Annotated in this window: 18 protein-coding genes; 9 read left to right on the plus strand and 9 right to left on the minus strand. The window is 70.3% G+C overall.

Annotated elements, in window-relative coordinates; translation table 11 throughout:
- Positions 1-244 precede the first annotated feature (244 nt).
- On the plus strand, positions 245-1,471 hold the full coding sequence (locus GFH49_RS38330; RefSeq protein WP_155053965.1) for an IS110 family RNA-guided transposase: 1,227 nt from the start codon (positions 245-247) through the stop codon (positions 1,469-1,471).
- An 87-nt stretch (positions 1,472-1,558) separates the two neighbouring features.
- Here GFH49_RS38330 and GFH49_RS38335 read toward each other — a convergent pair whose 3' ends face one another.
- The 4 genes from GFH49_RS38335 to GFH49_RS38350 all read right to left on the minus strand — a co-directional run bounded on the left by GFH49_RS38335 (position 1,559) and on the right by GFH49_RS38350 (position 5,534).
- The gene (locus GFH49_RS38335) at positions 1,559-1,972 is read right to left on the minus strand and encodes a YciI family protein (RefSeq protein ID WP_155060671.1); all 414 of its coding nucleotides are present in this window, start codon (positions 1,970-1,972) and stop codon (positions 1,559-1,561) included.
- A gap of 93 nt (positions 1,973-2,065) precedes the next feature.
- Complete coding sequence (locus tag GFH49_RS38340) at positions 2,066-2,266, minus strand: hypothetical protein (protein ID WP_155060672.1); 201 nt, start codon at positions 2,264-2,266, stop codon at positions 2,066-2,068.
- A gap of 613 nt (positions 2,267-2,879) precedes the next feature.
- Complete coding sequence (locus GFH49_RS38345; protein ID WP_408055991.1) at positions 2,880-4,019, minus strand: family 2 encapsulin nanocompartment cargo protein polyprenyl transferase; 1,140 nt, start codon at positions 4,017-4,019, stop codon at positions 2,880-2,882.
- 111 nt (positions 4,020-4,130) lie between these two features.
- Positions 4,131-5,534, minus strand: coding sequence for a family 2B encapsulin nanocompartment shell protein (locus GFH49_RS38350; RefSeq protein WP_155060674.1), 1,404 nt, complete (start codon positions 5,532-5,534; stop codon positions 4,131-4,133).
- Between the two features lie 210 nt (positions 5,535-5,744).
- Here GFH49_RS38350 and GFH49_RS38355 point away from each other — a divergent pair, with 210 nt between their 5' ends.
- Both GFH49_RS38355 and GFH49_RS38360 read left to right on the plus strand, forming a co-directional pair.
- Positions 5,745-6,335: an N-acetylmuramoyl-L-alanine amidase gene (locus GFH49_RS38355; protein WP_196218284.1), complete on the plus strand. Its 591-nt coding sequence runs from the start codon at positions 5,745-5,747 to the stop codon at positions 6,333-6,335.
- 111 nt (positions 6,336-6,446) lie between these two features.
- Positions 6,447-7,355, plus strand: a complete 909-nt coding sequence (locus GFH49_RS38360) for a 1-aminocyclopropane-1-carboxylate deaminase/D-cysteine desulfhydrase (protein ID WP_155060675.1) — start codon at positions 6,447-6,449, stop codon at positions 7,353-7,355.
- Between the two features lie 46 nt (positions 7,356-7,401).
- Here GFH49_RS38360 and GFH49_RS38365 read toward each other — a convergent pair whose 3' ends face one another.
- Entirely contained in the window at positions 7,402-8,997 is a 1,596-nt protein-coding gene (locus GFH49_RS38365; protein WP_155060676.1) for a Na+/H+ antiporter, read from the minus strand.
- Between the two features lie 58 nt (positions 8,998-9,055).
- Here GFH49_RS38365 and GFH49_RS38370 point away from each other — a divergent pair, with 58 nt between their 5' ends.
- The 3 genes from GFH49_RS38370 to GFH49_RS38380 all read left to right on the plus strand — a co-directional run bounded on the left by GFH49_RS38370 (position 9,056) and on the right by GFH49_RS38380 (position 11,112).
- The gene (locus GFH49_RS38370; RefSeq protein ID WP_155060677.1) at positions 9,056-9,316 is read left to right on the plus strand and encodes a UBP-type zinc finger domain-containing protein; all 261 of its coding nucleotides are present in this window, start codon (positions 9,056-9,058) and stop codon (positions 9,314-9,316) included.
- Between the two features lie 270 nt (positions 9,317-9,586).
- Positions 9,587-10,000 carry an ATP-binding protein gene (locus GFH49_RS38375; protein ID WP_030784224.1) on the plus strand — a complete coding sequence of 138 codons (414 nt, stop codon included), beginning with the start codon at positions 9,587-9,589 and terminating at the stop codon, positions 9,998-10,000.
- A complete protein-coding gene (locus tag GFH49_RS38380; protein ID WP_155060678.1) occupies positions 9,997-11,112 on the plus strand; it encodes a SigB/SigF/SigG family RNA polymerase sigma factor in 1,116 nt (371 codons plus the stop codon). Before GFH49_RS38375 ends, GFH49_RS38380 begins: the two co-directional genes overlap by 4 nt.
- A gap of 36 nt (positions 11,113-11,148) precedes the next feature.
- Here the strand turns inward: GFH49_RS38380 and GFH49_RS38385 are convergent, their stop codons facing one another.
- Entirely contained in the window at positions 11,149-11,616 is a 468-nt protein-coding gene (locus GFH49_RS38385) for a hypothetical protein (protein WP_155060679.1), read from the minus strand.
- A gap of 104 nt (positions 11,617-11,720) precedes the next feature.
- On the opposite strand from GFH49_RS38385, the gene GFH49_RS38390 reads away from it, so the two are divergent.
- Together GFH49_RS38390 and GFH49_RS38395 are read left to right on the plus strand one after the other, a co-directional pair.
- Positions 11,721-12,689 carry a diacylglycerol/lipid kinase family protein gene (locus GFH49_RS38390; protein WP_155060680.1) on the plus strand — a complete coding sequence of 323 codons (969 nt, stop codon included), beginning with the start codon at positions 11,721-11,723 and terminating at the stop codon, positions 12,687-12,689.
- A 321-nt stretch (positions 12,690-13,010) separates the two neighbouring features.
- Positions 13,011-13,268 carry a WhiB family transcriptional regulator gene (locus tag GFH49_RS38395; protein WP_016639615.1) on the plus strand — a complete coding sequence of 86 codons (258 nt, stop codon included), beginning with the start codon at positions 13,011-13,013 and terminating at the stop codon, positions 13,266-13,268.
- Between the two features lie 211 nt (positions 13,269-13,479).
- On the opposite strand, the gene GFH49_RS38400 is transcribed toward GFH49_RS38395, so the two are convergent.
- Both GFH49_RS38400 and GFH49_RS38405 read right to left on the minus strand, forming a co-directional pair.
- Positions 13,480-14,955, minus strand: coding sequence for a sensor histidine kinase (locus GFH49_RS38400; protein ID WP_196218285.1), 1,476 nt, complete (start codon positions 14,953-14,955; stop codon positions 13,480-13,482).
- 402 nt (positions 14,956-15,357) lie between these two features.
- The gene (locus tag GFH49_RS38405) at positions 15,358-15,990 is read right to left on the minus strand and encodes a TetR/AcrR family transcriptional regulator (protein ID WP_155060681.1); all 633 of its coding nucleotides are present in this window, start codon (positions 15,988-15,990) and stop codon (positions 15,358-15,360) included.
- Positions 15,991-16,142: 152 nt separating this feature from the next.
- Between GFH49_RS38405 and nagB the strand changes: the two genes are divergently transcribed.
- Positions 16,143-16,928, plus strand: coding sequence for a glucosamine-6-phosphate deaminase (nagB, locus tag GFH49_RS38410; RefSeq protein ID WP_155060682.1), 786 nt, complete (start codon positions 16,143-16,145; stop codon positions 16,926-16,928).
- A gap of 113 nt (positions 16,929-17,041) precedes the next feature.
- Here nagB and GFH49_RS38415 read toward each other — a convergent pair whose 3' ends face one another.
- On the minus strand, positions 17,042-18,544 hold the full coding sequence (locus GFH49_RS38415; protein WP_155060683.1) for a glycoside hydrolase family 3 protein: 1,503 nt from the start codon (positions 18,542-18,544) through the stop codon (positions 17,042-17,044).
- Positions 18,545-18,553 lie beyond the last annotated feature (9 nt).

Raw genomic sequence — 18,553 nt, forward strand, 5'->3', positions numbered from 1 at the left:
GCCTAATGGGAGCTGCCGGGTCGGAGAGACTCGGTGCCGTAGCCGCCAGCAGGTGAGCACTTATGTCGCCGGAACCACTGTGAGTTCTGTGGTCAGACCGTGCCCCTGCTGGTTGGCCGGAAGGCCATGACCGCTGATGGGGTGGCGTGCCCGCCGAGCTGAGCGTGAGCACTGGATCCATTAGGCCGCGTGCCGTGTCTTCCGCGGGCTGCATGACCGGGAAGTACCTGACCTGGAGGATGAGTTGCTGCTGATCGGCGACGACTGGGCCGAGGACCACCACGATGTCGAAGTCCAGGACACCACCGGCCGCCGCCTCGCGACCGCAAGGTTGCCCGAGGGCGCGGACGGTATCACCAAGCTCCACGAGCTTGTGGCGAAGCATGCGGGTGAGGACCTCGTCCCCTGCGACGTGATCGTCGGGATCGAGACGGACCGCGGCACCTGGGTGCAGGCCCTGCTTGCGGCCGGCTACCGGGTCTACGCGATCAACCCTCGGCAGGTCGCCCGGTTCAAGGAGCGGTACAGCACCTCCGGCGCCAAGAGCGACAGAGGCGACGCCCACGCGCTGGCCGACATGGTCCGCATCGACCGCGACCAGCTGCGGCCCATCGCCGGCGACAGCGACCAGGCCCAGGCCGTCAAGGTCGTCGCCCGCGCCCACCAGACCCTGATCTGGGAACGCACCCGCACCTTCCAACGACTGCGCAACACGCTGCGCGAGTACTTCCCCGCAGCCCTGAACGCCTACGCGAGCCTGGAGCTGACCAGCACCGACGCGCTGGAACTGCTCATCAAGGCGCCCACCCCCCAGGCGGCGGCCAGGCTCACCCGCATCCAGATCACCGCCATCTTGGCCCGCGCCCGACGCCACAACCGGGACCAGAAGGCCGGGGCCATCCAGGCCGCCTTGCGCGAGAAGCACCTGGAACTGCCCGAGCCGGTGGCCGCCGCCTACGGGGCCACCACGACCGCCCATGCTCGTCTCCTGATCGCCCTCAACGAACAGATAGCCGCGATGGAAGAGCAGGTGAAGGCGCATTTTCTCGCGCACCCGGACGCTGAGATCTACCTCTCCATGCCCGGCATCGGAGAGATCACCGGCGCCCGGGTGCTCGCCGAGTTCGGGGACGATCCCACCCGTTACAGCTCCGCCAAGGCCCGCAAGAACTACGCCGGAACCAGCCCCGTTACCCGGGCCTCCGGCAAGAGCCACACCGTCCAGGCCCGCTACGTGCGCAACAACCGGCTCGCCGACGCGCTTCAGCGCCAGGCGTTCTCCGCCCTGCGGGCCTCACCCGGCGCCCGCCGGTACTACGACAAGCAGCGAGCCCGCGAGGCCGGCTACAACTCTGCCCTCCGCCAGGTCGGCAACAGGCTCGTCGGCATCCTCCACGGATGCCTCAAGACCCGCACCCTCTACGACGAAGCAACCGCCTGGTCGCACCACGCACAACCCCATACCGCTTGACACCAAACGACATGGGGTGTCTGACCAGCGCGCCGAGGACCTGCGGAGCACACCGGCGCAGCAGGTCCTCGATGCTCTCGCTCACGGTCAGATGTCTCCGGCGCCGTCCTGGATGGGCCGGATCACCACCGGGTACTCGGGCGCCCCGGCGGGCTGGGGGCAGCGTGCGACCCTCGCGGCGATCTCCGTGACCCGCTCCAGGCTCGCGCAGTCCAGGACCCAGTAGCCGGCCAGCAGCTCCTTGGTCTCGCCGTAGGGGCCGTCGGTGATCACGGGCTTGCCGTCCGCGTCCAGGCTGACGTGCCGGGTCTTCGCGGGCTCGGCCAGGCCCTGGCCGTCGACGAATTCGCCGGTCTCGGCGAGGTCGTCGTTGATCGCTGTCATGAAGGCGTACATCGCCTGGACGTCCTGCTCGGTCCAGGCCGGGGACTGGGCGGAGCCCTGGCCCTTCAGCGCCTCGTAGTCCGCCTGCGAGCCCTGCACCATCACCAGGTACTTCATCAGTCCGCTCCTTCGGTCGGGGCCGCCCTCCGGTGGGCGGCTCTCACAGGGGACGTCGGAGCCGGCCGGGGTTTCTCGACATGGGCCTCAGGTCTATTTGGCCGTTTTCTTCGGTGTGCGCTTCGCGGGCTCCTCGGAGGGCCCGGGACCCTGTTCGGCGTAGGCCTCGCACTTGGGGTTGTGGCACGGTCCCGGCACCCACACCGGAACCCATGCGCCGAGTGTCTTGTGGCGCTTGACGACCGTCTCGACGGGCTGTCCGCAGACGGGACAGACGTGTTTTTCGCTGTCCATGTCCTTAAGCGTAGAGCGGTGCGGACTCCAGCGCTTCCTGCTGTACGTCCGCACGACCGCGCCGTTCTTGGGAGAGGGGATTCCGCGTTGGTCGGGAATCCGGAGCGCCGGGCCGCACTCGTTTCGACGCCGCGCTCGTCGACGCCGCGCTCGTCGACGCCGCGCTCGTCACGCCGGGGCGAGGTGCTCGCGCGGGAGGGGAGCGCGGGCTGACGTTTCGCGCGGTGGACGTCGAGGCCGGGGTGCCGGTGGGCACTGCCGCCAACCACCGCACCGGGCGCGTGTCGATGTGCGGCTTCGCCGCGCGGGCGCCGAACCACCAGGTCACGGTCGTCCTCGCGCGCCGTCCGGATCGCCACGCCCATGTGTCACCCTTCGCCTCAACCGGCCTTGATCGTGCGGCCGCAGAAGCCTGTCCCGCTGCTGTGCCGGTCCCTGGGCGGCAAGGGGCGGGCCCCGCGCACCGTGGGGATGCGCGGGACCCGCCGTGCCGGAGCCGCCGGTGACCGTGCGGGGTCAGGAGCCGCACGGGCCCGGAGGCTCCGGGGTCTTTCCGGGCGACGGCCGCTGTGGCGTCAGCCTCAGCGCCGTGTCACGGCGCGGTGCGCCGCCCTCAACTGCTGCGCCGCGTCACGAACTCCGCGAGGGCGAGCAGGCCGCCCGCCGCCTCCGGGTCCGGGACCGCCCGGGAGAGCTGCCGCATGGCGTGGGCCATGCGGTCGGCCGCCTGGGCCTGCGCCCAGTCACGGCCGCCCGCCTGCTCCACGGCCAGTGCGGTGCGCTCCAGGTCGGCCTCCCGATACGGCCCTCGGTAGAGCTCGGCGAGTTCGGCGGCGGCCGGGCTGCCGGAGACCAGCGCGGCTACCACCGGCAGCGACTTCTTGCGGGCGGCCAGATCCGCCCCGGCCGGCTTGCCGGTGCGGCACGGGTCGCCCCATATGCCGATCACGTCGTCGATGAGCTGGAAGGCGAGCCCGGCCTCCCTGCCGAACGCGTCGAGTGCCTCGACGTCGTCCTCCGCCGCCCCCGCATACAGCGCGCCCAGCGCGCAGGCGCACCCGAGCAGCGCGCCCGTCTTCGCCTCGGCCATGGCGAGCACCTCGTCCAGGCCGACCTCGTCGGGGCCGCGCCGCTCCATGGCCACGTCCGCCTGCTGGCCGGCGCACAGTTCGACGACGCAGTCCGCGAGCCGGGCCCCGGCCGCCGCGGACGCCGGATGCGGATCCTCGGCGAGCAGCCGCAGCGCGAGCGCCTGCAGGGCGTCCCCGGCGAGGATCGCGTCGGCTTCGCCGAACACGGTCCAGGCGGTGGGCCGGTGCCGTCGGGTGGTGTCCCGGTCCATCACATCGTCGTGCAGCAAGGTGAAGTTGTGGACCAGCTCCACCGCCGCGGCCGCCCGCACGGCCGCCGCTCGTGCCGCCGGTCCGCCTACGGCGGCGGCTGCGGTGAGGACGAGCGCGGGACGGATCGCCTTGCCTCCGTTGCCCGCCGCCGGTGTGCCGTCCGCGTGCTCCCACCCGAAGTGGTAGAGCGCGACACGGCGCATGGAGCCGGGCAGCGACCCGACGGCGGCGCGCAGTTCGGGGTCGACCGACGTCCGGGCCCGCTCCAGGATCGCCGGCGCCTCGTACTCGTCGAGCCGGTCCGGCCCGGCGTCCGTCCGCTTCGCGATGGGCCCTTGCCTTTCCGGTGTCTCGGTGAACCGCCTTGGTCCAGCGAGGCGTTGCTTCGTCTCCGTCATGAACTCACCCACGGCATCGCCTCGGAGAGGCCGTGGACGGTGGCGCCTGGGCTGCGGCTGTGCGCGTACCCCGAGGGTGTACCCGCCCTGGCGGGCGGGGACACCGCGTCCGGACAGGGAGGGTCACCAGCGGCCGATCTCGACGTTCTCCAGGACGCCGAGCGCGTCCGGCACGAGGACCGCGGCCGAGTAGTAGGCCGTCACCAGGTAGTTGATGACCGCCTGTTCGTTGATGCCCATGAAGCGCACGGACAGGCTCGGCTCGATCTCGTCCGGGATCCCGGTCGCGTGCAGACCGACGACGCCCTGGTCGGACTCGCCGGTACGCATCGCGATGATCGAGGTCGTACGGGCGTCGGTGACCGGGATCTTGTTGCACGGGAAGACCGGGACACCGCGCCAGGTGGGGATGCGGTTGCCGCCGATGTCGATGGTCTCGGGCACCAGCCCGCGCTTGTTCAGCTCGCGGCCGAACGCGGCGATCGCGCGCGGGTGGGCGAGGAACAGCTTGGTGCCGCGGCGCCTGCACAGCAGCTCGTCCATGTCGTCCGGGCCGGGCACGCCGTCGTGCGGCTGGATGCGCTGCTCGTACTCGCAGTTGTTGAGCAGTCCGAACTCGCGGTTGTTGATGAGCTCGTGCTCCTGGCGCTCCTTCAGCGCCTCGACCGTCAGCCTCAGCTGCTGCTCGGTCTGGTTCATCGGTTTGTTGTAGAGGTCGGCCACGCGTGAGTGGATGCGCAGGACGGTCTGAGCGACGCTCAGTTCGTACTCACGGGGCCTGGCCTCGTAGTCGACGAAGGTGTGCGGGATGTCCGGTTCACCGGAGTGGCCGGCCGAGAGGTCGATCTCCTTCTCGCCGTACTTGTTGGTCCGCTGCTCGGGGATCGCGCGCAGTTGCTCGAAGTGCGCGCTGAGGGAGTCAGCGCGCTCCGCGACCTGCTCGACGTCCTGGCGGGACAGGACGAGCACCGTGCAGGCGGTGAGCGCGCGGGCGGTGTACTCCCAGATGGCGTCCGGGTCCAGCAGCGCCTGTTCGCCGAAGTAGGCGCCGTCGGCGAGGACTCCGAGGCCCGCGTCGTCGCCGTACGGCCCGGTGCCGACCTTCTCCACCTTGCCGTGCGCGAGCAGATACACCTCTCCGGTCTGACTGCCGAACTCGGCGATCACCTGGCCGGGGGCGAACTCCTGCTGCCGGCATCGCTGGGCCAGCTCGGAGAGCACCTCCTCGTCCTCGTACGACCGCAGGGCAGGCAGTTCGCGCAGCTCCGCGGGGATGACCTCGACCCGGTCGCCGGTCTTCACGAACGTCACGCGGGCGTCGCCCACGGCGTACGTGAGGCGGCGGTTCACTCGGTATGTGCCGCCTTCTACATTCACCCAGGGCAGCATGCGCAGCAGCCAGCGGGAGCTGATCTCCTGCATCTGGGGTACGGACTTGGTCGTGGTGGCCAGGTTCCGCGCAGCCGCCGTGCCGAGACTCTGCTGCGGCCTGTCCTGCTCGGTGCGGACCTCTTCGCCTACCGACATAGTGGAATTGCCCTCCCGGTCTGCAACGGCGCCGATCTGCGCCGGGCATCGATCTGCACGGCACAGCCTTCCATCACGGAACGTGTCGGTGCTATTACACGAAAGAGCGGGAATGGATCACCGTTCGCTTGGGCATTCATGGGGCCCTGTCCACCGCCATCACCAGACGACCGCGTCCTGCGGCCGTCGCGCAGCGCGAAGGAGACGGCCATGGCCCCACCCATGTCCGCGGACAACTTCCTGAAGAGATTGCGTGCGGAAGGCTTGAAGGTCGTCGAGGTCGGCGACTGGCGGCATCACAACCGCAACCGCAAAGGCCCGTGGGGACCGGTCCACGGCGTGATGATCCACCACACGGTGACCAGGGGCAGCGCGTTCACGGTCGGTCTGTGCCGGGACGGCTACGAGGGTCTGCCGGGGCCCCTGTGCCACGGCGTGATCACCAAGGACGGCACCGTCCACCTCGTCGGCTACGGCCGCGCCAACCACGCGGGCCTCGGCGACGACGACGTACTGCGCGCGGTGATCGCCGAGAAGGCGCTCCCGCCGGACAACGAGGCCGACACCGACGGCAACCGCCACTTCTACGGCTTCGAGTGCGAGAACCTCGGCGACGGCGAGGACCCCTGGCCCGCGGCCCAGCTGGAGGCGATCGAGCGCGCCGCCGCCGCGGTCTGCCGCCACCACGGCTGGACGGAGCGCTCGGTCATCGGCCACCTGGAATGGCAGCCGGGCAAGGTGGACCCACGGGGGTTCACCATGGCGTCGATGCGACGGCGCATCCGGGACCGGCTGAAGTAGTCCTGTCCCGCGGATCATGCCGGCGTCGCGGGCTCTGGCACGCGCTGACGGGCACCGTTCGCCGCAGCCGGCCTGGTCCGCCGGACAGGCCCTGGCGGCGACAATGACGAGGTGCCCGGCCCCGACACCTCACCTCTCACCGACCTGCACCCCCGCCTCCCCTCACCCGTGCAGGAGGTCACGGACGCCCGCTTCACCCGCAACGGCATCCGCCTGCTCCTCAAGCGCGACGACCTGATCCACCCCGAGTTGACCGGCAACAAGTGGCGCAAGCTCGCGCCGAACCTCACCGCGGCGGCCGGACGCACCGTCGCCACCTTCGGCGGCGCCTACTCCAACCACCTGCGCGCCACGGCCGCCGCGGGCCGCCTGCTCGGCCTGTCCACGGTCGGCGTGGTCCGCGGCCAGGAACTCGCCGGCCGCCCGCTCAACCCCTCCCTCGCCCGGTGCGCGGCTGACGGCATGCGCCTGCACTTCGTCGACAGATCGACGTACCGCCGCAAAACCGAACCCGACACCCTGGCGGCCGTCCTGCGCGCGTCGGGCGCCGAGGACGCGTACGTCGTCCCGGAGGGCGGCAGCAACCGTCTTGCCGTACGAGGCTGTCAGGCGCTCGGCGAGGAGCTGCGCGGTCGCGCCGACGTCGTCGCGGTCGCCTGCGGCACCGGCGGCACGCTCGCCGGAGTGGCCGCCGGGCTCGCTCCCGGCCAGCGCGCTCTCGGCGTTCCGGTGCTCAAAGGGGGTTTCCTGACCGCCGACGTCCAGGCTCTCCAGGCCCGGGCCTTCGGTGGCCCCCGCGGCACCTGGACCCTGGACGAACGCTTCCACTTCGGCGGATACGCCCGTACCGCCCCCGCCCTGGACGCCTTCGCCGACGACTTCGAGGACCGCCACGGCCTGCCCGTCGAGCGTCTCTACGTCGCGAAGTTGCTGTACGCCCTCGTCGCCCTCGCAGAAGAGGGCGCCTTCCCGCGCGGGGCGACGGTGGCGGCGGTCGTCACGGGACGGCCCTTCGGCTGACCACGCGCGCGTGCCCGAGGCGTGCGGTGTCCACGCCGTGCCGTCTCTACGTCGTCTCCCGGAAGGCCGCCGCCTCCTCCAGGTCCAGCCTGCGCAGCAGCGTCCGCAGCATCTCGTCGTCGATGTAGCGGCCGTCGCGCAGCCTGACGAACATCGCGCGTTCCGCGCCGATCATCTCGCGGGACAGCCGGCGGTAGGTGTCGTCGGCCGTTTCCCCGGTGACGGGGTTGACCGAGCCGAGGCGTTCCCAGACGGCGTTGCGGCGGCGCTCCAGAACGGTGCGGAGGCGGTCGGCGAGGGGCCCGGGCAGCGCGTTGCGTTCGTCGGAGAGGAGTTCGTCCAGGCGGCGCTCGGCCGCTCGGGAGGCCTGCGCCTGGGCGTTCGCCTCGGCCAGCGTCTCGGCCTGTGCGTCCCTGCCGGGCAGCTTGAGCATACGGATCAGCGGGGGCAGCGTGACGCCCTGCAGGACCAGCGTCCCGATGACCGTCGTGAAGGTCAGGAAGAGGATGAGGTTGCGCTCGGGGAAGGGTCCGCCGTCGTCCACCGTCATCGGGATCGAGAAAGCGATCGCCAGCGAGACCACGCCTCGCATTCCGGCCCAGGAGATGATGAACGACCCCTTCCACGCGGGGTAGTCGTGATGCACACTCGTGCGCGCCAGCACCATGCGCATCAGGAAGCTCAGCGGGTACACCCACACGAACCGGGCTGCGACGACGACCAGGAAGACAGCCACCGCGTACCAGACGGCCTCCGCACCCTCGTACTCCCCGAGCCCCTCAAGAACGACCGGCAGCTGCAGCCCGATCAGCGCGAACACCGACGACTCCAGGACGAAGGCCACCATCTTCCAGACCGCGTCCTCCTGGAGGCGGGTCGCGAAGTCGACCTCCCAGGCACGATGCCCGAGGTAGAGGGCGACGACCACGACAGCGAGGACTCCGGAGGCGTGCACCTGCTCGGCGGCCGCATAGGCGACGAAGGGGATCATCAGGGAGAGCGTGTTCTGCAGCAGCGCCTCCTTGACGTGGGTGCGCAGCCAGTGGATCGGCACCATCAGCACCAGCCCGATGCCGACGCCGCCGACCGCCGCGACCACGAACTCGGCGATCCCGCCCGCCCAGGTGGCGCCCTCCCCGACCGCGGCGGCGAGGGCCACCCGGTAGGCGGTGATCGCGGTGGCGTCGTTCACCAGGGACTCGCCCTGGAGAATCGTGGTGATCCGGGACGGCAGCCCCACCCGGCGCGCGATCGCCGTCGCCGCCACCGCGTCCGGCGGCGCCACCACCGCGCCGAGCACCAGCGCCGCGGTCAGCGGCAGATCCGGGACGATCACATAGGCCGCCCAGCCGACGACGAAGGTCGCGAAGAGCACGTACCCGACCGACAGCAGCGCCACGGGCCGCATTTGCGCACGCAGATCGAGGTACGAGCTCTCGGTGGCCGCCGAGTGCAGCAGCGGGGGCAGGACGAGCGGCAGGACGATGTCGGGGTCGAGCGTGTAGTCGGGCACTCCCGGGACGTACGAGACCGCCAGACCGGTTGCGACCAGCAACAGCGGAGCCGGCACCGGGGTACGCCGGGCTGCCGCGGCGACGGTGGCGCTCCCCGCCACGAGCAGCAGCAGTGGCATCACATCCATCGTTCCCGCCCTCGCCATTCCGCGCGATCACCCGCGCGCCCGTCGTAATCTGGCAATCATGAAACAGTGCACGCACGCCGACGCGCTGCCGCACCCGGAACCCAAACCCCTGAGCGACACCTGTCCGGAGTGCCTGGCGGACGGCCAGCACCCCGTGCAGCTGCGGCTGTGCCTGACCTGCGGTCATGTCGGCTGTTGCGACTCCTCGCCCGGGAGGCACGCGGCGGAGCACCACAAGGACTCGGGGCATCCCATCATGCGGACCCACGAGCCCGGTGAACACTGGCGCTGGTGCTTCGTCGACCATGTACTTGTGTGAGGCTGTATGCGACGTATCCGCCCGCTGACTCGGACGGTTCGACCGAGTGACGTGTGGGTACGTCAACCCGGCGCCCGCTCTTCCCAATTGGGCCCGCAGACCCCCTAGCCACGGAGCGTATCCGTATGTTTACTATGAGTGACAGCAAGGGGTTGGGGTCCCGGGGACAGGAAACGTGAGAGCGCGGTAGCGTCACCGCTGAACCACACATCGCGTAACCCGGGGGGCGACCCTCGGCCCCGAAAAGCTTGTACCACCTTGGAGGTGAGGGTGTCCCAGATCGCAGGCGAGCCCGCGACCCAGGACTTCGTGGAAGTCCGGCTGCCGGCCGCGGGTGCCTACCTGTCGGTGCTGCGTACGGCCACGGCCGGCCTCGCGGCCCGTTTGGACTTCACCCTCGACGAGATCGAGGACCTGCGCATCGCGGTGGACGAGGCCTGCGCGATCCTGCTCCAGCAGGCCGTGCCCGGCTCGGTGCTCAGCTGTGTCTTCCGCCTTGTCGACGACTCGCTCGAAGTCACCGTCTCGGCTCCGACCACGGACGGTCACGCCCCCGCGCGCGACACCTTCGCCTGGACCGTCCTGTCCGCCCTGGCGGGCAAGGTCTCCTCCGCGGTGGACGACGACAAGACCGTTTCGATCAGCCTCTACAAACAGCGCGGCGCGGGACCCGGGCCGGCGTGAAGGACGGGGACGGGCCGGTGCGGGACGAAGAGCGCGGCACACGGGAGCTGCCGGCCGAGGGCACAAGCGGTCCGACCGGTGCACGACGCATGGCTGACGGCATCGACGGCATCCCCGATCAGGCCCGGCCACATCCGGAGGACGACGCCGACGACTTGGTGGCGGCCGGCTTCCTGGACGACGGGCAGCGGGATCGGGAAGGTGCCGTGCAGAGCGCGCCCCTGGAATCTCGGATCGGGGTCTCCCCGGTCCGGGAAGGGGCGGCTGCTCGGGGAAGGGCGACGGGCGGGACGATGAGCGAGCACGAGCGAGACGATCAGCTGAGCGTGGCAAGCGTGCAGGCCACACAGCACGACCCTCAGGACCGCAGCGGGGCGCGCGCCATGTTCGTCGAGCTGCGCAAGCTGGAGGACGGCAGCGCGGAGTACGCCGAGCTGCGCAACCAGCTGGTCCGCATGCACCTGCCGCTCGTCGAGCACCTCGCGCGCCGCTTCCGCAACCGCGGCGAGCCGCTGGACGACCTGACGCAGGTCGCCACCATCGGCCTGATCAAGTCGGTCGACCGCTTCGACCCGGACCGCGGCGTCGAGTTCTCGACGTACGCGACCCCGACGGTCGTCGGCGAGATCAAGCGGCACTTCCGCGACAAGGGCTGGGCGGTGCGCGTCCCGCGCCGGCTGCAGGAGCTGCGTCTCGCGCTGACCACGGCCACGGCGGAGCTCTCGCAGCAGCACGGCCGCTCCCCCACGGTTCATGAGCTGGCCGAGAAGCTGGCCATCTCGGAGGAGGAGGTCCTGGAAGGCCTGGAGTCGGCCAACGCGTACTCCACGCTCTCCCTGGATGTCCCGGACACGGACGACGAGTCGCCGGCGGTGGCGGACACACTGGGCGCCGAGGACGAGGCGCTGGAGGGTGTCGAGTACCGCGAGTCGCTCAAGCCGCTCCTGGAGGACCTCCCGCCGCGCGAGAAGCGCATCCTCCTGCTGCGCTTCTTCGGCAACATGACCCAGTCGCAGATCGCGCAGGAGGTCGGCATCTCACAGATGCACGTGTCGCGGCTGCTGGCGCGGACGCTGGCACAGCTGCGGGAGAAGCTCCTCGTGGAGGAGTAGGGCCTACTGCGAGAACGCCTGTTGCGAGAACGCCTACTACTGGGACGCGTTCCCGGGCCCCTGGATCCCGAGGGCCCGGGTCGTCTCGGCGTTCACCAAAAGCACCAGCGCCGCCACCGCCACCACGGCGAGGGCGATACCGCCGGGAATGGCCGCGCTGTCGGCCTGGAGCAGGTTGTAGGCCACCGGCAGCGCCAACAGCTGCGTGATGACGGCGGGTCCGCGGCTCCAGCTGCGCCGGGCGAGCAGTCCGCGGGCGGCCAGCAGCGGCAGCAGCGCGAGCACGATCACGGTGACGCCGCCGGTGACGGCCTGCTGCCGGTCGTCCGGGTCCCCAGTGATCCCGAGGACGAGGATCCAGACACCGCCGACGAACAGGGCGAGCCCCTCCAGACCGGCCAGGGCTGCCGCACAGGTCAGGCGCCGGGGGCGGGGTTCTGCGGCTTCCGGGGCGGTTCCCGAAGGGTTCGAAGGGTTCGAAGGGGAGGTCGGCTTACTGCTCACCCCTGAAGAGTAGCCCTCGCCTTGTCCGCCCCCGTGGCCAGGATCTCTCACCAGATCCCGACCTGGGCTGGGCCCGGTACCACCCAGTAGGTACGCTGCAACGCATGCGTGCACTTCTCGTGGTCAATCCGGCGGCAACCACCACAAGCGCACGTACGCGCGATGTCCTGATCCATGCGCTCGCCAGCGAGATGAAGCTGGAGGCGGTCACCACCGAGTACCGCGGGCACGGACGCGACCTGGGCCGGCAGGCCGCGCAGAGCGACGACATCGATCTCGTCGTGGCCCTCGGCGGCGACGGCACGGTCAACGAGGTCGTCAACGGCCTGCTGCACGCCGGCCCCGACCCGGACCACCTCCCCCGCCTCGCCGTCGTCCCCGGCGGCTCGACCAATGTCTTCGCCCGCGCCCTGGGTCTGCCGAACGACGCCGTGGAGGCCACCGGCGCCGTACTGGACGCACTGCGCGACACGAGCGAACGCGTGGTCGGACTCGGACTCGCCTCAGGCACACCGGGCACCGAGGACGAGGCCGTCCCGGCCCGCTGGTTCACCTTCAACGCGGGGCTCGGCTTCGACGGCGGTGTCGTCGGCCGGGTCGAGCAGCAACGGGAAATGGGCAAGAAATCCACACACGCTCTCTACGTCCGCCAGGTCGTCCGTCAGCTGCTGGGTGAGCCCAGCCGGAGACATGGTTCGATCACGCTGGAGCGGGCCGGCGAGGAGCCGGTGACCGATCTGGTGGTGTCCATAGTCTCGAACACCGCTCCGTGGACGTTTCTGGGCAATCGCCCGATGTATGCGTCGCCTAAGGCATCGTTCGATACAGGGCTCGACGTATTCGGTCTGAGCCGGCTGTCCATGCCCGCGGTCGCCCGGTATGGCACGCAGTTGCTTAATTCGTCCCCCGAGCGCGGACCCCATGGCAAGCATGCGGTGGGCCTGCACGACCTAGACCACTTCACCTTGCAATCGAAGGCGCCGCTCCCCCTCCAGATGGACGGCGACCACCTCGGACTGCGTACCAGCGTGACGTTCACAGGCGTACGCCGTGCACTGCGTGTGATTGTGTGAGCAGAAGGGGCTAAAGTCCTTTCACTCGAACGTTTAGGCCAGGGTCCACCCCATGGAAGTACGGCTGTGACCTAGTCGACACCGAGGAATCAAAAAAAACTTTCCGGAAGGGGTTGTATCCGCCGCTGAGGTTTGCGAGTCTCTACGTGGCGATCGGGACGGCCCGCAGAACCGGCCTCCACAGATCACCGGAACCCCTCTTCAATCCACAGGACCCACGCCAGGGAAACCTGACGGTCGGCCCTTCACTTGTTGAGGGATTCGTGAAAGCGTTCACATTCACAAGCAATCAGCACGTAATACCAAGGAGAGGTAGCAGCCATGGACTGGCGTCACAACGCCGTTTGCCGCGAGGAAGACCCCGAGCTGTTCTTCCCCATCGGCAACACCGGTCCTGCGCTGCTGCAGATCGAGGAAGCCAAGGCCGTCTGCCGCCGCTGCCCCGTCATGGAGCAGTGCCTGCAGTGGGCGCTTGAGTCCGGTCAGGACTCCGGCGTCTGGGGTGGTCTCAGCGAGGACGAGCGCCGCGCCATGAAGCGCCGCGCCGCCCGCAACCGGGCCCGTCAGGCCTCCGCCTGACACACCCGCCCCGCTAACAGCCTGAGCTTGGCGGCGCGTACAGCGAGTACGCATCTCCCGCCCCCGAGCCGCAGCGCGCAGTACCCCCGATGCTCCCCACCGCCTCCAGGGCACGGGGTACCCCATCGCAACGAGCACTGGCCCCGGACCACTTGAGGTCCGGGGCTCTTTGCTGTGCGCACCCGCTAAGGGCATCCGCTATGGGCATCCGTTACTTGTTCGACCGCACCGGGATGTCAAGGATCACCTGAGTGCCCCGCTCCGGCGCCGGCACCATGTCGAACGTACCGCCCAACTCGCCCTCCACCAGCGTCCGTACGATCTGCAGGCCGAGGTTCCCCGCGGTCTGCGGGTCGAAGCCCTCGGGCAGGCCGACCCCGTCGTCCTGGACCGTGACCAGCAGGCGGGCCTCCTTCGTCGTACCGCCGCGGACGGCCGAGACCTCGACCGTGCCCGTGTCTCCTTCGCGGAAGCCGTGTTCGAGGGCGTTCTGGAGGATCTCGGTCAGGACCATCGACAGCGGCGTGGCGACCTCGGCGTCCAGGATGCCGAAGCGTCCGGTGCGCCGGCCGTTGACCTTGCCCGGCGAGATCTCGGCGACCATCGCCAGGACCCGGTCCGCGATCTCGTCGAACTCGACGCGCTCGTCCAGGTTCTGGGAGAGCGTCTCGTGCACGATCGCGATCGACCCGACCCGCCGTACCGCCTCTTCGAGGGCCTCGCGCCCGCGGTCGGACTCGATCCGGCGGGCCTGGAGGCGGAGCAGGGCCGCCACGGTCTGGAGGTTGTTCTTCACCCGGTGGTGGATCTCCCGGATGGTGGCGTCCTTGGTGATCAATTCGCGTTCGCGACGGCGCAGTTCGGTGACATCGCGGAGCAGGACCAGCGAACCGATGCGGGTGCCCTTGGGTTTGAGCGGGATCGTGCGGAACTGGATCACCCCGTCGTGGGCCTCGATCTCGAACTCGCGCGGCGCCCATCCGCTGGCCACCTTGGCGAGCGCCTCGTCCACCGGCCCGCGGGACGGGGCGAGTTCGGCGGTGATCTTGCCGAGGTGGCAGCCGACGAGGTCGGCGGCGAGGCCCATGCGGTGGTAGGCGGAGAGCGCGTTCGGGGAGGCGTACTGGACGATGCCGTCCGCGTCGAGCCGGATCAGGCCGTCGCCGACGCGCGGGGCGGCGTCCATGTCCATCTGCTGGTTCGGGAACGGGAACGAGCCCGCCGCGATCATCTGCGCCAGGTCCGACGCGCTCTGCAGATACGTCAGTTCCAGGCGGCTCGGGGTGCGGACGGTCAGGAGGTTGGTGTTGCGCGCGATGACACCGAGGACGCGCCCTTCCCGTCGTACCGGAATGGACTCGACCCGGACCGGCACCTCCTCCCGCCACTCGGGGTCGCCCTCGCGCACGATACGGGCCTCGTCGTGGGCGGCGTCCAGCATGGGGCGACGGCCGCGCGGGACGAGGTGGCCGACCATGTCGTCCTGGTAGGAGGTGGGGCCGGTGTTGGGGCGCATCTGGGCGACGGAGACATAGCGGGTGCCGTCGCGGGTGGGGACCCACAGGACGAGGTCGGCGAAGGAGAGGTCGGAGAGCAGCTGCCACTCCGAGACCAGCAGATGCAGCCACTCAAGGTCGGAGTCGCCGAGGGCGGTGTGCTGGCGGACCAGTTCGTTCATGGAGGGCACGTGTGCGAGCGTACCTGGCGGTTTGTACGGCTCTGAAATGCGCGAGCCGTCATCGCTGCCTTCTTTCAAGGGCCTCGAAGACACCCGCGGGCCGCGGCGCCTGAGAGGGACCCTCAGCCCTCCCGGCACCGCAGCCCGGAGCAACATCGGCCGCGGGGTGTGCGGTCCCGGTCGGCCGAAGGATGAGGAGCCGGGGCAGTCAGGGCAGAGAGCTCCGGTTCCTCGGTCCGCCTTCCTGTGCGGGGAAGACGGAGGCTCTGTTGAAGCGCGCTGTGCTTGATACGCACGCGGGTTTCCCTACCCCCATTGTGGACTAGACCACTACGAGGTGTCCATGCATCGAGAGCTGTTTGTTGTTGGACCCTGTGCGTTGTTGGCGCTTCGCAGCCTAACCCGCCCGGGCTACGCGCGGGGCCAGATGGTCATGGCAATTTCCGCGAGCGACTCCAGTTCCTCCCGGCTCGCGCCGTCGCGCGCCTGCTGGGACATGCCCTGGAGCATCGCCCCGGTGTGCCGGGCGAGCGACGCGGCGTCGGTGTCGGCCGGCAGTTCGCCTGCGGCGACGCCCGCTCTGATACGGCGCTCGAAGGCGGCGATGCCGGCATTGCGGCGCTCGCGCAGGGACGCCTCCACCGCGGGGCTGGAGCAGTTGATGGCCGCGTGGACGACGAGGCAGCCGTGCGGCCGGCCGACGGCTGTGTACTCGGCGGCGGCTTCCCGCAGCACGCGCGCGACGGCGGCCCGAGCGGTGGGTTCCTCGGCGAGGGCGCGGTCACTGAAGGAGCCGTACCGCGTGCCGTACGCGCTGACGACCTCCGCGAACAGCGCCTGCTTGTCGCCGAACGCCGCGTACAGGCTCGGGGTGCCGATGCCCATCGCGCGGGTCAGGTCGGAGACGGACGTCGCCTCGTAGCCGTGTTCCCAGAAGGCCATGATCGCCTTCTCCAGCGCGGTCTCCCGGTCGAAGGAACGGGGGCGGCCACGCGGCCTGCCCTTCACCGTCGGCTGGTCACCGGTCTCCTCGGTCCTCACCATGGGTTCATTTTCGCGCGACCCCGTCTCTGCTAGATTGGTCTAAACCACATAGATCAGCCACATAGACCGGCCACATAGACCGGCCACGTAGTCCCACCACATAGCCTCTACGGGCCCCAAGAGCCCCTCTCCTCAGATCGGCAGGCCCCAGCGTGGAAGTTGTCATCGTTCCGGACGCCAAGTCGGGCGGCGAGCTGATCGCCGAGGCCATGGCGCAGCTCCTGCGGCGCAAGCCCGACGCGCTCCTCGGCGTGGCCACCGGGTCGACGCCGCTGCCCATCTACGAGGCGCTGGCCGCCAAGGTGAAGTCCGGTGCCGTGGACGCCTCTCGGGCACGGATCGCCCAGCTCGACGAGTACGTCGGGCTGCCGGCCGAGCATCCGGAGTCGTACCGTTCGGTCCTGCGGCGTGAGGTGCTTCAGCCGCTGGGGCTCGGGATGGACGCCTTCATGGGGCCGGACGGTACGGCCGGGGACGTGCAGGGGGCGTGCGAGGCGTATGACGCCGCGTTGGGCGCCGCCGGAGGGGTGGATCTGCAGTTGCTCGGGATCGGGACGGACGGGCACATCGGGTTCAACGAGCCGTGTTCGTCGCTGGCCTCGCGGACCCGGATCAAGACGTTGACCGAGCAGACGCGGGTGGACAACGCGCGGTTCTTCGACGGGGACATCGGTCAGGTGCCGCATCACGTCATCACCCAGGGGATCGGGACGATCCTTGAGGCCCGGCATCTGGTGCTGCTCGCCACGGGCGAGGGGAAGGCGGACGCGGTGGCGGCGACCGTCGAAGGGCCGGTCGCGGCGGTGTGTCCGGCCTCGGCGTTGCAGTTGCATCCGCACGCGACGGTTGTGATCGACGAAGGGGCCGCCTCCAAGTTGAAGCTGGCGGACTACTTCCGGCATACGTTTGCCGGCAAGCCGGAGTGGCAGGGGATCTAGGTTTGTCGCGCCCACGCGGCGGAGCCGCGCACGGACGCAGCCCCGCGCCCCTGTGGGCGCGGAAAAGGCGCCGCCCCTGGTAACGGGGCGGCGCCTTCGTCATGTCGTACGGGTCACTGGCCCGCTATGACCTCCGCCGCCGCCCTTCCGCATACCCGGGCCGCACCATGGGTCGCGATGTGCAGCGCGCCCCGCGGGACCGCCTGGGGTACGCCCATCTCGACCACGATCGTGTCGGGGCGTTCCCGTAGCACCGTGTCGAGGGCCGCCGCCATCCAGGCGTGCCGGTGTTCGTCGCGGACGACGGCGACGATGCGGCGGCCGTTGGCCGCGGCGAGGGCCTCGGAGCCTGCCTCGTCCCCCGTGAAACTGCCCGTCTGCGTGCCGGGGAGGAGCCGGGCGAGTTCGGCGGCGACGCCCCAGGGGGTTTCGTCGCCGACGGCTGTGTTCGCCACCGGGGTGAGGGCGGCGACGTAGGGGGCCTCGGTCAGGGGGTCGCAGGCCTTCGCGGACGTCACGGTCACGGCGCGGCGGGCCGCGATCAGGCCCACGTCCGTCCTTGGCTCGCCCGTGCTCGCCGGAGCCTGGGACGTCCAGTGGGCCAGCGCGCGTACGCGCTCCGCGGCGTCCGCCAGGCGTTCCTCGGGGAGTTCGCCCGAGCGGACCGCTGAGACGAGGGCGTCGCGCAGGCGGCATACCGTCTCGTCGTCCGCGAGGCCGCCGCCCACGCAGATCGCGTCGGCGCCGGCGGCGATGGCGAGGACGCTGCCGCGTTCGATGCCGTAGGTGGCGGCGATGGCCTGCATCTCGATGCCGTCGGTGACGATCAGGCCGTCGTAGCCGAGCCGGCCGCGCAGCAACTCCGTCAGCACCCTGCGCGACAGGGTCGCCGGGCGGTCCGGGTCCAGGGCCGGGACCAGGATGTGGGCGCTCATCACCGCGCGGGTGCCGGCGGCGATGGCGGCGCGGAACGGGGAGAGTTCGCGGGAGGAGAGCACCGAGGCGTCGGCGTCGATGCGCGGGACCGCGAGGTGGGAGTCGACCTCGGTGTCGCCGTGGCCCGGGAAGTGCTTGGCGCAGGCGGCCACCCCGGACGACTGGAGGCCGGTGACGTAGGCGGCGGTGTGGCGGGCCACCAAGTCCGTGTCGGCCCCGAAGGAGCGGACGCCGATGACCGGGTTGGCGGGGTTGGAGTTCACGTCCGCGGACGGGGCCCAGTTGAGGTTCACCCCGCATTCGGCGAGGCGGCGGCCGAGTTCGCGGGCCACCTCCTCGGTGAGCGAGACGTCGTCCACCGCGCCCAGCGCATGGTTGCCGGGGAACGACGAACCGGTCCTCACCTCCAGGCGGGTGACGTCGCCGCCCTCCTCGTCGATCGCGACCAGCACGTCCTCGCGTTCCGCACGCAACTGTGCGGTCAGCGCCGCCAGTTGGTCGGACGTGGCGATGTTGCGGCCGAACAGGCCGACGGAGGCCAGGCCTTCACCGATGCGGCGCAGGAGCCAGTCGGGGGCGGTGGTGCCCGGGAAGCCGGGCTGGAGGACGGTCAGCGCATCACGGGTGAGGCCGTCTTTTTCCGGATCGAACGCAGTCGTGCCGCTGGCGAATGTCGTCATCGGGTGGCG

It is taken from the genome of Streptomyces blattellae, assembly GCF_009709555.1.
Classification (GTDB): domain Bacteria; phylum Actinomycetota; class Actinomycetes; order Streptomycetales; family Streptomycetaceae; genus Streptomyces; species Streptomyces blattellae.